We start from the raw sequence: 14,959 nt of genomic DNA on the forward strand, positions 1-14,959 counted from the left end.
TACGTGAATATCGAGCGGAGAGAGCCATGGTAAACGAGACTGCAAGTCCGAGCGATCAGTTGCTCACACAACAGAACTGTGCGATAACGCTCATCGATCACCAACCCGAGATGGTACTCGGGGTCAATACCATCGAAACCGGCGCCCTTCGAAACAACGTTGCTGGTCTCGCAAAGACGGCCGATGCGTACGATATCCCGGTTGTCCTTTCGAGTATCACCAAAGAGTACAACGGGCCACTTTTCGAGGAGATACGGGAGATACTGCCGGACGAAGACGTAATCGACCGGACGACGATGAATTCGTGGGAGGATGAGGCGTACGTCGAGGCAGTCGAGGAAACCGGCCGCGACCGACTGGTCATGGCTGGCCTCTGGACGGAAGTGTGCGTTTGTTTCGCCGCCCTCTCAGCCATGGAGGCGGGATACGATGTCTACGTCGTGGTCGATGCCTGTGGCGGGCGGACGGCCGCAGATCACGAGTATTCGATGGAGCGAATGATGAACGCGGGTGCGATACCGGTCACGTGGGCACAGGTACTCTACGAACTACAGCGAGACTGGGCAGCAGATGGTGCCGAAGAGGCCCACCAGATCTCAATCGATCACGCTGGTGACTTCGGAGTGGCTGTCGAATTCGCGGACTTCCAAACCAAATAGAAACGCTGGACAGCGTCGGGGGACCGCGCCGTACCAGTCCCCGTTTTCTTGGTGGTGAGTGAGGCCTCCGGCGGCCGTCGGTGCCGTCTCGAATAATAAACTCGTGCGACGAATTTCGGACAGATTACTCAGACGCCTCCCCGCTAGAGAAGCCAATCTCCTCGTGCGTTCCATCGCAAGACGGTTTATCGTTGGAGCCACCACAGCGACACAGCGTCGCACCATCGCCACAACGCTTTGCCCCACCGTCGTGGCCCTGCATCTCGAATCGACCCTCCACACGGAGTGGCCCGTCGGGTAACGGTGTCACCCGTAACGTCCCATCTCTCTCCGATGGAGAGTGGGACGTGTGACCGTCTGAGATGGTTCCAGATGCTTCGAACTCAACTGCCTCGTGGCTGTTATCACAGAGCGGCTTATTCGATGATGCCCCGCATCGACACAGGGCAACGCGTGTATCGCGGATCAGAACCGTCTCGTCTGGTGAAGTAATCTCAACGTCACCTGCAAGATAGAGCGGGCCGTCGGGCACAACGGAGACTGTATTTTGCTCCGGGACCGGTTCCTCGTAATCAGTATCAGTTCGTTCGAACTGTAAGGCTCCGGTCGGACACTGCATGATCACCGACATCAACTCCTCGACAGCAGCGTTGTCGGGTTCGATCCACGGACGTTTGTCGGGGTCGAACACGTCCGGAAGCCCGCGAACGCATTCTCTGGCGTGAATGCATCGGTTCACGTCGTATTCGACCACAATATCCTCACCCGTGTACTGGTGGATGTCTTCTTTCATCTCGTGATCCGGACTGCTTCGAACAAGGGTGTCACAGGATGTCAAGGTTCGGGTCAGCGTATGAATGACGAGTTGGCCGCAGACAAACTCCAAGAAATGTATGCGATAAATCATATCGTTCCGTTTCAAATCTTTCAGTTCACCGAACAGCGGCATGACTACCACCAGGTGAAGCCGATGCAACCTGATTGTATGTCTGATACTTGATACTTTATGACCCTCGGCCGTTTACACCCATATGCAATGGCACAAACCGATACCGACGACAAACCGAGTCCGTTCTTTAACGAAGACGACACCGCACTGCTCCTGATCGACCACCAGACTGGGCTGTTGCAGGGTGTCGAGAACCAAGATACGGTCTCGCTCCGTAACAACGTCCTCGCACTTGCCGAGGTCGCAAAGCTGTACGATCTGCCGGTCGTACTCACCACCAGCCGTGCCGAGGGTCCGAACGGTCCGCTCCTCCCCAAGCTGAACGAAATGTTCCCGGAAGTCGAAGTGATCGACCGCTCGCTCGTCAACGCATGGGATGACCCGGCGTTCGTTGAGGCCGTCGAGGAGACGGGTCGGTCGAATCTGATCATGGCCGGCATCCTCACCGAAGTCTGCGTGGCGTTCCCGGCAATCAGCGCAGCCCAAGAGGGATACAACGTCCAAGCGGTGCTCGACGCGTCAGGGTCGCTCAACGACCGCGCTGAGCAGGCAGCCATGTCCCGGATGGAACAGGCCGGCGTTGACCTGACCTCGTGGTTTACCGTCTCCTCGGAGATGCTGAAAGATTGGACGAAGGATGTCGCTCCCGAACAGGCAGCACACTTCAGTGAACGGACCGGGTTCTACGAACTCGTGTTAGAGAGCTTCAACGCAAGCAGCGCAGAATAACACCGCAGACGATGCTGTATTTCGGACGGTCAGTATGGCGTGACTGAAACGCCCTGAAAGACGGTGTGGACCACTTTTTTGGATGGCTCGGTGAGCAGCGATCACTCGGGCGAGTTGACGTCGGCAGCCGAGTCCGCTTCCCATTTCTTCGACCACTTCTCTAGCTCGTCGAATACGGGACAGAGCGATGCGCCCTTCGCAGTGAGACTGTAGTACGTTGCGACAGGAGCATCTTCTTCGAGACGGCGCTCTACGTGCCCCATCTCTTGGAGGTCGTCTAAGACGCGTGAGAGAGTCCGGCTCGACGCTCCAGTCGAGCGCTTGAGCTCGTTAAATCGCTTCTCACTGTTCTGGAGATCGTAGAGTACAAGCAATCTCCACTGCGATCCAAGGTTGCTGATCGAATCGACGACTCGACGTTCTTCCTCGCTAAGCGTTTCATCCACTCCTGAATCGTCCGTTGGTACTGACATCGCTGTCACCTGGTGATACTGTTGTCCGCGAGCGTTTATAGTAGTTCGGATACAAACCAAGTAACACAGGGAAACCATGACCGACGACCAATCCGCAACAACAGATCCGCCCGTGACCGCCGACCCACCGGAGAGCGCATTCAACGTAACCGGGATGGACCACGTTTCCATCATCGGGAGCAACATCGAGGACACGATTGCGTTCTACCGTGACGTCCTCGGAATGTCGCTCGTCCTCAAACAGCCCAATCTCGACGCGCCGAACGTCACTCACCTGTTCTTCGATACAGGTGACGGACGCATGCTCACGTTCTTCGTCGAAGAAGGACGCGAGTCGAACACCGGCCGGTTACGAACACCGGTTGGCGGCGTCCACCACCTCGCGTTCCGGTACGACCCCGAGCGTCTCGAAGAGATTCGTGCCGGACTCGAAGAACACGGACACCACTACAACGAGTTCGACCGAGGAATCTTCCACTCGCTGTACACGACCGATCACAACGGACTCGTCATCGAACTCGCAACGGACAAATTCGAGATTCCCGACGAGCGACGCGGTGAGGCGCTTGCACTCGCACAGCAGAAACGTCTCCAAGCCGGCGCAGAGTATGCCAAGGCAGAACACCTCGAAGCTGCACTCGAAGAACTCGACCTGCCCGTCAAGCGGAAAGCGCTCCCCGATGCGCAGTCCGGTGCAGGAGGACTCAACTAAATCCACCTGAAACCGGAACAGGCACCAACCCGGAGTCGCACCGATACATCTCAGATTCGACTCGAACAGATCCACCACACGACCACCACATCACACCACACGTGCTCACAGATACGCCCGGAATTCACCATATCACAGGCATCGTCCGCAACGCCCAGGCAAACGTTGACTTCTACACAGACGTGCTTGGCCTGCGCCTCGTCAAGCAGACGGTAAACTTCAACGAGAAGTTCACGCGTCACCTCTTCTACGGTGACGAAACCGGTTCGCCCGGAACCGGATTGACGTTCTTTCCATATCCTGCAGAGGACGACGGGCGGATCGGAAAGCCCCAGATCAGCACCGCTGCGCTGGTGATCCCATCGAACTCGGTATCCTACTGGCGAGACCGACTCACCGAACACGGCGTTGCTATCGCGGAACAAACAGAACGGTTCGGCGAGACGGTGCTTCGGTTCTCCGATCCAGACGGTACGCAACTCGAACTCGTCACGGGCGAGTCGTCTGTAGACCCGTGGGTGAACGGGACGGTCCCGTCTCAGCACGCGATTCGCGGCATCCACGGTGTGACGCTGCTCTCGACGAACGTCTTCGTCACCGCAAGCGTTCTAGACACACTGGGATTCGAACTCATCGAACAGGAGGGAGACCGGGTTCGGTATCAGGCACCGGGAGACCGTGCAACCGTCATCGATCTCCTCGACCGAGATGTCGAGTTCGGCCGCGAAGGGGCAGGGTCGATTCATCACGTCGCTGTGCGCGTCCCGGAGAAAGAGCAACTCTACGAGTGGCACGACCTCTTTCGGGAACGTGAGTACGACGTCTCGCGGGTGAAAGATAGACACTTCTTCCACTCGCTGTACGTCCGCGAACCCGGCGGCATCCTGTTCGAACTCGCAACGGAGCAGCCGGGACTCACAGCCGACGCCGACCGCGACACGCTCGGGGAGTCGCTGTTTCTCCCGCCGTGGCTCGAAGAAGACCGCGAGATGATCGAGAGCCAACTCGAACCGCTCGAACGGCCCCCTGCGACGGAGTCGAACTAAATGACACAAGACGCGGATTCGACGAGATCAGAAAGAGGCAGGAACCCGCACGAAGGGCAACCCATCGAAACAGCGGGTGCCCCGCCGCAAGCGGCCGAAGCGGCCGTGGTTCTGCTTCACGGTCGCGGATCGAGTGCACAGAGCATCCTCACGCTAATCGATGAGTTCCTTCATCACGGTGTGATGTATCTCGCCCCGCAAGCGGCCCACAGTGCGTGGTATCCCCGCTCAATCGATGCACCGGTCGAAGACAACGAACCGTGGCTCTCGTCAGCACTCGACCGCGTGTCGAATGCGCTCGACACGGCCGCGGCCGCCGGCATCCCATCGGAACGCACACTCCTGCTGGGCTTCTCGCAAGGCGGATGTCTCGCAAGCGAGTTCGTCGCGCGAAACCCCGGTCGCTACGGCGGACTCGTGGTGTTATCGGGAAGCCTGCTCGGACCAGAAACAGGACAGAACTACGATGGGTCCATCGATGGAACGCCGGTTTTCCTCGGATGCAGTGACGACGATCCGTACGTCGCCGCAGAGCGCATTCACGACTCGGCGCGCGTATTCGAGCAACTCGACGGCGACGTAACCAGTCGGCTCTACGACGGACTGGGACACGCGATCAACGACGACGAGATCCAGATGATCAATACGTTCATCGAACAGTTCGTCTAAGTAGACGAGAACGCTCGACATGTACGGCAGCGGTACACTGATTTGCTGTCTCCGACTAGCACCAGTATGCCAATAGAAGACGCCGACGAACTCCGTCGGGTTCTCGGATACGACCGCGTTGCAGTCGTCGGCGCATCGACATCCTACGAGAAAGCAGCCCACATCGTGCCGGCGTATCTCGGGCGTCACGGGTACGAACTACGGCCGGTCAATCCGACCGCAGACGAGATTTTCGGGAAACGAGCGTACGACTCTCTCGCTGACGTGTCGGAGACCATCGATATCGTCGAAATCTTCCGGCCGAGCGAGGAAGTTCCGGGGATTGTCGAGCAAGCGCTCGCTCGTGAGGACGTGAAGGTGATCTGGATGCAGCCCGGCATTCAGCACGACGAGGCGGCACGAAAAGCGGAAGCCGTCGGTGTCGATGTCGTTCAAGACCGGTGTATGAAGGTCGAACACGGCCAGCTAATTCGCAATCCGATGGACTGAGCTGCTAACGGGTTCAGGATCTATACTGAGCGGTCGTCTCAGCAGTTGTCAACAGTGAGTACATGAATATATCACCAAGTTGCCAGCCCAGCGGCCGGTTAGCATCTTATACCAGAACGAAGCGGCTATCACGGATTGCTATCATGACGAACCAACGACCGCCCCGAGACGGGGGTACCGAAGCACTTTGGCGATTTGTCGAGGGGTCTCTTCGAACCACAAACAGATCGTAACCGGACACGAATTTCGACTTCTGAAGAGTCCCCCTGACCATGGCGATACAAGAGGATAGCGCGATGGAACTCCGTATCGAAGGACTCGGGAAGCGATACGGAGAGACGTGGGCACTCCGAGGTATGATCGAAAATCGATTATCGTGTCGTCTTGGAAGAAGACAAACAGAATTGTGAAGTCATTCGAAGGAACCGGAATAAGAGCACCCGTATCGGATGTAAAATGGAAACCCGACAGGTCACACAAACATATATATTATTGTAATGGAAGTGCCAGTCGGTCATAAACTATAGAATCGAGGTGTTGCTGTCGGTTGTTCGGCGCTAGAGGAGAAATGATTAGAAGGATATGTTTGATTAAATCCATATTATTTAGTATTCATTGAGGAGATCGCATTTCAGTTTTGACCGGGGACAGCAAACTCAGTCTGGAGTTGCAACGGTTGATAAAAGGTAAAATAATCTACCTATTACCATGGTGAGCCGGAATCGTAACAGATCCATACGACAGTGAACTGGACGTGTTACATCTGCAACGACGTACTCAGAAATGAGATCGTATAATAATGGCCACATCTTCGCTTTGGGGAGGACGTGATCAAGAATAGCGCAGAGAAGTCCACTCATTGGTTGTATATGTATCTACAAGAACATTTGATTGTGCAAGATTTGCCTGACGTGATCCGACCACGAGCGTCAACACAGGGACTAGAAACCGACAGAGAAACGTCGTTTTGAACGCCGTCACACCAAAAGTGAACGGATCAGACGAGAACCTATATGAGATGGTCACATATGACATAGTGGCTATCGGATCGGAGCCAACAGCCCACGCCAAGAGACAAGGAGCTACCCATGACAGTAATCGCTAGATTTGAGGTCATTCCAGTCCACGACGGGAGTTTGTCAGAAGACATCGCACAGGCAATCAACGCGCTCGATGACTTCGACATCTCGTACGAACTGACTGCAACGGATACCGTCATCGAAGCCGACGACGTTGATGAGGTGTTCGGTGCCGTCCAAGCGGCGCATAAGGCAGTTGAGGGGAATCGCGTCATCTCCTCCGTGGAGATCGACGAACAGCGCGACCGCGAACAGCACGTAGAGGACCGTATCGAATCCGTTGCAAGCGTTCTCGGACGGGAGCCGAAGGGAGAATAAGAGCGGAATCCAACCCACAAGATGCACGGGGATCGTTGCACTTGCAACGCTAATACGCCATATTTTATCAGAATTAGTTACGTTCGGGAGTCACTCGGTAGATTATTTGTCGGGAATGTGTGTTGCGCAGTCGGTACACAGATCAGAGTCCGAGTCGTAGTGGAAACTACACACGAGCGCTGCGCAGCGGCGACACTGATGTTGAGCGGGCGCAGATTCACAGATTTGGCAGAGGGTTTCGACGCTCATGATCTCAGTTAGTTGTGAGAACGGGGATTTCGGACTGTCTGACAACGCGGGTAGTCGTACTCCCCAAGAAACCGTCCATGTCGGCAGTCTGACCGCGAGTCCCCATCGTGATCACGTCAGCGTTGACTCCAGTGGCGTACGCGAGAATCTCCTCGTGAGGGACGCCACGAAGGATATCGGTTGTCACCGGAAGGCGCCGTTCGCGTGCGTCGGCCGCGATATCCTCGATTGCGTTCTGGCCGCCCTGCTTGAGGAGGCCGACGATACTGCCCGGAGCGTCTACGAACCCGTAGGTCGTCGTGTCGATGACGTATATCACGTGGACATCGGCTCCATAGCGCTCGGCGATGCTGAGGCCATGAGCAGCGGCACGTTCGGCGGCACCACTACCGTCGATAGGAATCACGACGTGGTCGTACATCCCGTACCCGTGTTCAGGGAGGTCTTCGTCTTCAGTAAGGTGGACTGCCATCACTGGTACGTCGGCGTGCGTAATCACCCGTTCAGTGGTGCTTCCGAACCGAGACCGTTCAGCCCCCGTTCGGCCGTGCGTCCCCATCACGACCAAGTCGATGTCGTTCTCGTCAATGTAGTCGAGTATCTCTCGGTACGGGATTCCCTCATTGACGGCCCGAACGGTTTCGATTCCGAGGTCTGCGGCCTGCTCGTCAAGCTGTACGGTTGCCCCTCGTCCGCGTTTTTCCGACTGGCTTCGCAGTTCGTCGCGCGCTGCGGCATCCAGTTGACTCGGTTCGAGGCTCTCGTCGATGGCGTAAAGGACGTGGGTAGTCGCGTTAGCAGTTCGAGCGAGGTCAAGTGCACGAGCAATTGCGCTTTCGGCCCCGCGACTACCATCCGTCGGGACGAGGATGTTGTCGTACATGTACTGCGTACATACGAACCCGAGTTGTAAGTAGGCTATCTGTGCGCAAGTCGGTCTTACAGAGTACCGACAAACAACAGTGATGGCAGACTTCCCACGCTGTGGGAAGTGTAGACTGTCATTTTACATGTATTGGTCATACTTTCGCATAGAGGCCGACTCAGGGAGGTTCATCAGAATGAGCGAACGAGCAACGGACAACGAAGCCGGACAACTGCCGACCGAAACGAACGCTGAAGATTCATCGCCGGTGTTAGCTGCAGAAATCGTCGAATCGCAGGATCGGCCCGCCGAATGTACTATCTTCCCCCCAAACGTCTCTGAGTTCGAACTCCTGTCTACCTGGATTACAGCGAAAGAAGGCTCATTCGTCAGCCTGAGAGACATGCGATAACCCCACCTCCGAACGCATCGACTTTCGCTGGCCGGCCGTCCTCCAAGATCGGATTTAGAGAGATCACAATCCCATGATAATACCCCACACGGTTTTGCCACTACCTAGTCTATCGAACACTGATGGTTGAACATACCCGGACTCTCGATTTTAAAATCGCTTTCGCCATTGGACTCGGGACGATGATCGCGGCCGGCATCTTTTCACTTTCCGGGACTGCTGTCTACCGTATCGGCTCAAGTGCGGTTATCGCGTTTGTTCTCGCCGCTGTCGTCGCCGGAATAACTGCCGCCGCTTATTCCGAATTTGCTTCGATGTACTCCGAAAACGGGGGTGGGTATCTCTTTTGTTCTCGAACGTTCGACGGTGCCGACCGACTGAAGTACGCTATCGGCGCATCGCTCTTTCTCGGCTACACCGGCACGACAGCCTTCTACCTCGCAACAATGGACGAGTGGTTCTTCCGGTTCATTCTCCCCGACTCACTCCACGTGCTCCCTCACGGATCTGTGGGCATCCTCTCTGCCCTCACGCTTGGTGTGCTCAACGCCCGCGGAACGGAGGAATCGGGGATATTTCAACTGCTAGTCACGAGTGCGAAAGTCGGTGTCCTGTTCGTCTTCATCGCCGGAGCACTCACGTTCGCCGGGCCGGGAGACGCAACCGGGCGGTTCGTATCCAACTTTCAAGCTGAACCCGTCGGCATCGTTTCGGTTGCCGCGCTCGCCTTTATCACTTTCTTCGGATTCTCCGCTATCGCGGCCAGCGCAGGCGAAATTATCGAACCCAGGAAAACCGTCCCTAAGGCCATCGCGGCCAGCATCATCACCGTCACGGTCCTCTACACGTTCGTCATCGTTGCGATGGTGAACGCGCCGGTTCCCCGGTCGGTACTCGCGGAGGGGGAGACTGCGATGGGGACCGTTGCTGCGTCGTTTCTCGGCTCGTGGGGGCAGCTTCTCATCGTCGCCGGGGCGGTCTTCTCGATGGTGAGTGCCTCGAATGCCTCGATTCTCGCGGCCAGCGGAATTGGGTCACTAATGGGTCAACAGGGACATGGACCCCGCCGGTTCGCGTATCTTCACCCGGAGTATCGGACGCCGTTCTGGAGTATCACGATGGCGACGGCAACTATCGTCGGCCTCATCTTCGTGTTCATCACCCTGTTCTCCGAACAGGGGCTGACGGGCATTCACGCTCTCGGCCTCGAACCGCTCACCGGGTTCGCTACGTTCAACTTGCTGGTTCCTCTGGCCGTGGTCAACGGGACTCTCATTTACTCTCGGCGGAATCATCCCGACCTAGAACGGGGGTTCCGGATGCCGCTCGTCCCCCTTCTCCCAGTTGTGGGCATTCTGGCTAATCTGGCGCTCATAACGAATCTTCCGCCGGTCGGCGTCGCTGTCGGCGTCGGATTTGTTGTCGTCCTCGGTATCGCCTACATCGCCTGGGGGGGCGCACCCCATATCGAGGAACTCATCGAAGAGGTGGTGCCACCCCATCTCCCAACAGGGGTACCCACAGCTGTTGGACCGGTTGGATCCACCGAGGGAACCGAACCGGATTTGGGCGACCGGTTCACGATTCTCGTTTCCGTCGCTCGCCCCGACCGCGCGGTCTCATACGTACGACTCGCAACCGAACTTGCCCGAGCCCAAGACCGCAAACCGCTCGTGAAAGTCCTCAACGTGACTCATATCCCAGACCAGACGCCGAACGAGATGGTCCGCGACACGGCCGAAAAGCGGGCCGGAGATATCAAGGAGTTACTCGCGGAGGCCGATATCGGCGTCGAATACAGCGTCGAGGGACACATCTGCCGAGACATCGCGTTCGATATCGTCCAGACGGCGCGGAACGGACAGGTTGACCGAATCCTGATGGGTTACCCTGAGGAGAGCCAGAGCATCGCAGAAACAGTCGAGTACAGTGCTCCTTGCGGGGTCTTCTTCACCAGTAACGTGGACGCCATCGGAGAGCTCACAACAATCAACATCGGCGCGGGCGGCGGTCCGCATCATCTGGCGCTGTTACCGCTCGTGAACAAACTCGGTCAGCACGGAGACGAGATTCACGTTATCAGTATCGACCCACTATCAGGAGGCTTGAAGGAACCGGTCGATGAAACCATGGCGGCGCTCTCAGCCGTCGAATCCGTCCACGTTCACAACCTCACCGCAGACACGGTGGCAGAGGGTCTGGTGTCTGCTGCGGTGGGGAACGGCGGACTCCTCATCATCGGGGCAACTCGAGACCGGCGCCTCCGGCGGTGGGTCTTCGGGAGTACTCCTGACCGGGTCATCGATCTGGCCAGAGAGGCCAACGTCCCCGTGATTATTTACGCGAGTTCGAGCGGTGTCACCCGTCATATCGAGGACTATCTCTATCCGATCTATCGCTACCTCCACCGACATCTCGCGGAGCGACGACCGTTCCGGCGGTTCATCCGGACACCCGAGAAAACCTCGTAGGAGAGTTGAGGATTGCGACACCTTGGGGCCCCGACGACGCGTAATCCACTCACGGTGCGTGTTCGTGCGCAGAAACGCCCTCAGATTCGGGACTGTACATGAGGTACGCTTGGACCGCAAACACCAACGTGAAGCCAGCGTTCAACCACGTCGTGTAGCCACGGGGGGCTGTCCCTCCGACCTGTCCTTGGGGCGGAATCAAACCCAGACCACCCCACAAATAGTGGATGACGACACCAGAAACGACGGCAGTAGCGAAGATCGAAACGAAAAGCACGCCCGCAATCCGCAATCCGTAGTATCGTCGGTAGGCGTCGTCAATCGTCGGAACGATGAGGTCTGCAAAGATGAACGACATGACGCCGCCGAAGGCGATGCCATTATTCCAGAGAATAACCGCGAAGGGAACGTTCCCAACGGAACAGACGAACGTGACGATACCGACGACCACGCCGATTACCGCGCTTGCGAATATCCAGCCGAAAGTTCCCTGGGTTCCGATGCCGAACAGCGTCGTCCACCACGCCCGAGGGACGAACGCGCCGATCAGACCGGCGACGAGGAATCCCGCGACGATGTCCTTCCAGAGCATCTGCCACTCCCCGATAGCGTTTCGTGAAACTGCTTTCCAACCGCCGACAGTCAGCAGTCGCTCCCGCCACGTGCCTTGCTGTTGTTCCTGGTACCGCCGCTTACACTCCGCAGAACAGAAGTACTCCGTCCCGCCGCTCGTCTCCAGCGTGACGGTATCCGTCTCTGTTGGGTCCACTTCCATGCCACAGACGGGGTCCCGAATACCCTCCTGATTCTGTAAGTACTCACGAGCGACAGTGAACCAGCCGTCCGGAACGATGTACTTGAAGATGAATGCGAGGAGTACGATGAGGATGACGCCAGCAACGTAATCGGCAATTACGAACTCCCAGCCGAGCAGAATCCACATCACGAGTCCGAGTTCGATCACGAGGTTCGTACTGGCGAACTGGAACGCCGCGAGACTCGCAACCGGGGAAGCACCCTTCTTGAACAGCGATTTCGTCGTAGCGACCGCACCGAACGAACAACTCGACGACGCAGCCCCGAACAGCGAACCCAGACCCAGTTCTCGCAGGCCGCTGCCACCGAGAACCTGCGTCATCTTCTCCTCGCTCACAAACGCCTCCACCGCCCCCGCTATCGTAAATCCGAGGACGAGAGCCCACCACGTCTCCCAGAACATCTCGCCGCCGAGGCGAAGCCCCTCAACGAAGGTCTCACTAACGCTCATGGGTTGTCACCGGTGCTCGAATATTCACGACCGAGACGGATAACGGGCGGTGTGACGGTGTCGAGCGCAGTATGGTGAGCTGACGGAAAGATTTCAATCGGAGACACAGGTGTTGAAGCAACGCTAGTCGGTTGTATCATTTGTATGATTTTTTTTTGGTTTTCGTTCGAAACGAAAACCCGAGCCGATAAAACTGTTCTATCAATTTAATCAGGTGAACTGACTTTCAAGTTGTTGGCGTAGTTCCGTCGTCTGAGTATCCAACTCCGGACTAATTCGAACCTCGTAGGTCGTCGGGTTTTCGAGTGTACGAGCCTCCACTGGGATTTTTTCGACGTTTCGAAGTGCGAACTCCTGAACCGTCTGAAGGTCGGGAAAGTCGTAGACGATGTCGCCGTCTTCGATGACAGAAACGAGCAGTTCGTCACCGTCGTGGTCCTCCTTCTGGGGGGTGAGCGTATCATAGGCGTACGAGCCATCCCGCTCGACGCGATAAATGCTCTTTGCGCCGGGGTACGTTGCCTTCCCGGTCGAGAGCTTCATACTCGGCCGCATCTCACCGTCTCGTTCGATTGCGACGAGTTTGTAGACCCCTTCAACCTTCGGTGCATCGGTGCTGGTCACGAGCGCTGTTCCCGGCCCAAATCCAGTCCCGACTCCACCACTCGTCAGGAAGTCTCGTATTTTGAATTCATCGACGCCGGAGGAAACGAAGATATCAGTATCTCCGAGAAGTTCGTTCACTTCCTTCGAGAGCGCCGTGAGATTTCCCGAATCGAGTCGGACACCCGCTACATCAATGTCTCGCTTGTCGGCAACATCACGCGCGGTTTCGGCACCAGCGACGGTGTCGTACGTATCGATGAGGAGGATCGAGTCCTCCCCGTACTCATCGACGAAGGCCTCAAAGGCAGCACGCTCGGTTGCGAAGCTTTGGATCCACGAATGAGCCATCGTACCGTAGATCGGAATCCCAAACGCTTCTCCAGCCGCGACGTTCGAGGTTCCATCGAAACCGCCGATATAGGCCGCTCGCGCCGCTTTCATCCCGGCATCGCTCCCGTGTGCACGTCGTGAGCCGAAGTCCACGAGAGACTGGTCGTCACCGTGCCGCTCAATCGTGTCTCGCATGCGCGCAGCTTTCGTCGCAATCAGACTCTGGTAGCCGATCTGATTGATGGCAATGGTCTCGAGTAGTTGCCCCTGTAAGATCGGGGCAGTCACCTCCAATAGCGGTTCGTTGGGGAAGACGGGTTCCCCCTCGGGAAGCGCCCGGACGTCACCTGTGAACTCTAGCGTTTCGAGTTTCGACAGAAACTCCTCTTCGAATCCGTGCTCTGTGAGATAGTCGATTGCCCGCTCCCCGAACGACAGCGTCTCAATGTAGTGAATCGCTTGCTCCAATCCGACTGCGAGCATGTAGCCTCGATTCGGCGGTAGATCTCTGAAGAAGAGATCGAACGTCGCCGTCGGATTATGGTTCTGGTGGAAGTACCCCCTGCATCATCGTCAACTCGTAAAGATCTGTAAAGAGCGACAGGTTTTCGGGGGTGATGTAGCCGTAGTCTGTGTCACTCATAGCGTGTAATTGTCTAGCAATCCGATTAAAGTCCGTGATGAGTGCTCCCATCCCGAAGGACGGCGGTGGTGGATGATACCGGCGACTCAATACGCACCCCATCCGAGAATCATCGATAGTCACGGTACGAATAAGAGTACGAGCGGGCCGAGTAAGAGCGATAGAACAAATCCCACGAACAGTCGGCGATCAGTGAGGAGGCGGTCGTGGAACACGGCGATTAGACGGCTGTAGCTGTCATGGACGACGAGCGCAATCAGTGTCACAAGCGTTGCAGTTACGAGCAGTACGAGCACGACTGCGACGCCGACAGCCGATTCGAGGAGAATCGCCACGACCAGCGTGTCAAATAGCGTCCCGAGATTTGCGCCGAGTACGTACGGAATGAGTTCATCCCGCTTGACATAGCCACGGTTGTATAGAGGAACGATAACGCCGAGTGAGAACGCAACACTCGTGGTCACACCGGTGACTAACAGGCCGATACCGAACGAAACCCACGTGTTTCGGAGGTGACGAAAAAACCGGTCGCGGAGTGTCGCCGTATCAACGCTCGTGAGGAGGCGATCAAACAGTCTCAGACTGCCAAACAGTATCCCAACGGCCAAAAGAAAAGATAGCAGTGGTCCGATACGAGTCGTGATAGCAACGGTGAGCGGGTGGAAAAACGAAAGCGGCTGCGATCTGAGGGTCCACCCAGAGCTGACGGAATAAAAGGGGCCACGAAAGTATGGGAGTGCGATGTATCCCAAAACGGTGACCGGGACGTACACCGAGTGAGTCAAAAGGAAGGTAAGGAGGCCCATACTGACTGATTTCTGCAGGGAGTACCGTTCCTTCTGGAAATAATCGAGAACGCCGATGAACACAACGATGGCTGCAGCACCGAGACGTGAGCCAGCGACCATCAGAAACAGTTGCGGGACAGAAACGATACCGGCGGAGAAAAAAGAGAGGGAGAGTGCCGCGATTACTGATCCATTGGCGAGGACA

Annotated in this window: 14 protein-coding genes and 1 pseudogene; 9 read left to right on the plus strand and 6 right to left on the minus strand. The window is 56.7% G+C overall.

The genetic code is table 11. The features are described from left to right. The first annotated feature begins 26 nt into the window (after nucleotides 1-26). Entirely contained in the window at nucleotides 27-659 is a 633-nt protein-coding gene (locus HBOR_RS17865; RefSeq protein ID WP_006053466.1) for a hydrolase, read from the plus strand. Between the two features lie 124 nt (nucleotides 660-783). Here HBOR_RS17865 and HBOR_RS17870 read toward each other — a convergent pair whose 3' ends face one another. Further along, nucleotides 784-1,452: a CDGSH iron-sulfur domain-containing protein gene (locus HBOR_RS17870; RefSeq protein WP_241432282.1), complete on the minus strand. Its 669-nt coding sequence runs from the start codon at nucleotides 1,450-1,452 to the stop codon at nucleotides 784-786. A gap of 243 nt (nucleotides 1,453-1,695) precedes the next feature. Here HBOR_RS17870 and HBOR_RS17875 point away from each other — a divergent pair, with 243 nt between their 5' ends. Beyond that, on the plus strand, nucleotides 1,696-2,337 hold the full coding sequence (locus HBOR_RS17875; protein WP_006053468.1) for a hydrolase: 642 nt from the start codon (nucleotides 1,696-1,698) through the stop codon (nucleotides 2,335-2,337). A gap of 101 nt (nucleotides 2,338-2,438) precedes the next feature. On the opposite strand, the gene HBOR_RS17880 is transcribed toward HBOR_RS17875, so the two are convergent. Next, the gene (locus tag HBOR_RS17880) at nucleotides 2,439-2,810 is read right to left on the minus strand and encodes a winged helix-turn-helix transcriptional regulator (RefSeq protein WP_013446641.1); all 372 of its coding nucleotides are present in this window, start codon (nucleotides 2,808-2,810) and stop codon (nucleotides 2,439-2,441) included. Between the two features lie 76 nt (nucleotides 2,811-2,886). Here HBOR_RS17880 and HBOR_RS17885 point away from each other — a divergent pair, with 76 nt between their 5' ends. From HBOR_RS17885 to HBOR_RS17905, 5 genes are all read left to right on the plus strand, one after another. Next, on the plus strand, nucleotides 2,887-3,522 hold the full coding sequence (locus HBOR_RS17885; RefSeq protein ID WP_006053470.1) for a VOC family protein: 636 nt from the start codon (nucleotides 2,887-2,889) through the stop codon (nucleotides 3,520-3,522). A 101-nt stretch (nucleotides 3,523-3,623) separates the two neighbouring features. After that, nucleotides 3,624-4,568: a ring-cleaving dioxygenase gene (locus tag HBOR_RS17890; protein ID WP_006053471.1), complete on the plus strand. Its 945-nt coding sequence runs from the start codon at nucleotides 3,624-3,626 to the stop codon at nucleotides 4,566-4,568. Continuing rightward, nucleotides 4,569-5,237 (plus strand): alpha/beta hydrolase, encoded by a 669-nt coding sequence (locus tag HBOR_RS17895; RefSeq protein ID WP_006053472.1) that lies wholly within the window; start codon nucleotides 4,569-4,571, stop codon nucleotides 5,235-5,237. A 66-nt stretch (nucleotides 5,238-5,303) separates the two neighbouring features. Beyond that, entirely contained in the window at nucleotides 5,304-5,726 is a 423-nt protein-coding gene (locus HBOR_RS17900; RefSeq protein ID WP_006053473.1) for a CoA-binding protein, read from the plus strand. A gap of 1,088 nt (nucleotides 5,727-6,814) precedes the next feature. After that, complete coding sequence (locus HBOR_RS17905) at nucleotides 6,815-7,123, plus strand: MTH1187 family thiamine-binding protein (RefSeq protein ID WP_006053474.1); 309 nt, start codon at nucleotides 6,815-6,817, stop codon at nucleotides 7,121-7,123. A gap of 253 nt (nucleotides 7,124-7,376) precedes the next feature. Here the strand turns inward: HBOR_RS17905 and HBOR_RS17910 are convergent, their stop codons facing one another. Beyond that, nucleotides 7,377-8,255: a universal stress protein gene (locus HBOR_RS17910; protein ID WP_006053475.1), complete on the minus strand. Its 879-nt coding sequence runs from the start codon at nucleotides 8,253-8,255 to the stop codon at nucleotides 7,377-7,379. A gap of 178 nt (nucleotides 8,256-8,433) precedes the next feature. Here HBOR_RS17910 and HBOR_RS17915 point away from each other — a divergent pair, with 178 nt between their 5' ends. After that, entirely contained in the window at nucleotides 8,434-8,649 is a 216-nt protein-coding gene (locus HBOR_RS17915; protein WP_006053476.1) for a DUF7511 domain-containing protein, read from the plus strand. Between the two features lie 122 nt (nucleotides 8,650-8,771). Further along, entirely contained in the window at nucleotides 8,772-11,120 is a 2,349-nt protein-coding gene (locus tag HBOR_RS17920) for an amino acid permease (RefSeq protein ID WP_006053477.1), read from the plus strand. 49 nt (nucleotides 11,121-11,169) lie between these two features. Here the strand turns inward: HBOR_RS17920 and HBOR_RS17925 are convergent, their stop codons facing one another. The 3 genes and pseudogenes from HBOR_RS17925 to HBOR_RS17935 all read right to left on the minus strand — a co-directional run bounded on the left by HBOR_RS17925 (nucleotide 11,170) and on the right by HBOR_RS17935 (nucleotide 14,874). Continuing rightward, on the minus strand, nucleotides 11,170-12,387 hold the full coding sequence (locus HBOR_RS17925; RefSeq protein ID WP_006053478.1) for a permease: 1,218 nt from the start codon (nucleotides 12,385-12,387) through the stop codon (nucleotides 11,170-11,172). A gap of 210 nt (nucleotides 12,388-12,597) precedes the next feature. Further along, a pseudogene (locus tag HBOR_RS17930) lies at nucleotides 12,598-13,966 on the minus strand (nicotinate phosphoribosyltransferase). 119 nt (nucleotides 13,967-14,085) lie between these two features. Next, complete coding sequence (locus HBOR_RS17935; RefSeq protein WP_006053480.1) at nucleotides 14,086-14,874, minus strand: Na/Pi cotransporter family protein; 789 nt, start codon at nucleotides 14,872-14,874, stop codon at nucleotides 14,086-14,088. Nucleotides 14,875-14,959: the final 85 nt, after the last annotated feature.

Origin of the sequence: Halogeometricum borinquense DSM 11551 (assembly GCF_000172995.2) — an archaeon.
Lineage (GTDB): Archaea > Halobacteriota > Halobacteria > Halobacteriales > Haloferacaceae > Halogeometricum > Halogeometricum borinquense.

Excerpts from the sequence above, each read along its gene's own strand:
- HBOR_RS17865 (WP_006053466.1), top strand. The coding sequence starts at position 27 with ATGGTAAACGAGACTGCAAGTCCGAGCGATCAGTTGCTCACACAACAG.
- HBOR_RS17870 (WP_241432282.1), bottom strand. The coding sequence starts at position 1,452 with ATGAAAGAAGACATCCACCAGTACACGGGTGAGGATATTGTGGTCGAA.
- HBOR_RS17875 (WP_006053468.1), top strand. The coding sequence starts at position 1,696 with ATGGCACAAACCGATACCGACGACAAACCGAGTCCGTTCTTTAACGAA.
- HBOR_RS17880 (WP_013446641.1), bottom strand. The coding sequence starts at position 2,810 with ATGTCAGTACCAACGGACGATTCAGGAGTGGATGAAACGCTTAGCGAG.
- HBOR_RS17885 (WP_006053470.1), top strand. The coding sequence starts at position 2,887 with ATGACCGACGACCAATCCGCAACAACAGATCCGCCCGTGACCGCCGAC.
- HBOR_RS17895 (WP_006053472.1), top strand. The coding sequence starts at position 4,569 with ATGACACAAGACGCGGATTCGACGAGATCAGAAAGAGGCAGGAACCCG.
- HBOR_RS17900 (WP_006053473.1), top strand. The coding sequence starts at position 5,304 with ATGCCAATAGAAGACGCCGACGAACTCCGTCGGGTTCTCGGATACGAC.
- HBOR_RS17905 (WP_006053474.1), top strand. The coding sequence starts at position 6,815 with ATGACAGTAATCGCTAGATTTGAGGTCATTCCAGTCCACGACGGGAGT.
- HBOR_RS17910 (WP_006053475.1), bottom strand. The coding sequence starts at position 8,255 with ATGTACGACAACATCCTCGTCCCGACGGATGGTAGTCGCGGGGCCGAA.
- HBOR_RS17915 (WP_006053476.1), top strand. The coding sequence starts at position 8,434 with ATGAGCGAACGAGCAACGGACAACGAAGCCGGACAACTGCCGACCGAA.
- HBOR_RS17920 (WP_006053477.1), top strand. The coding sequence starts at position 8,772 with ATGGTTGAACATACCCGGACTCTCGATTTTAAAATCGCTTTCGCCATT.
- HBOR_RS17925 (WP_006053478.1), bottom strand. The coding sequence starts at position 12,387 with ATGAGCGTTAGTGAGACCTTCGTTGAGGGGCTTCGCCTCGGCGGCGAG.
- HBOR_RS17935 (WP_006053480.1), bottom strand. The coding sequence starts at position 14,874 with ATGGTCGCTGGCTCACGTCTCGGTGCTGCAGCCATCGTTGTGTTCATC.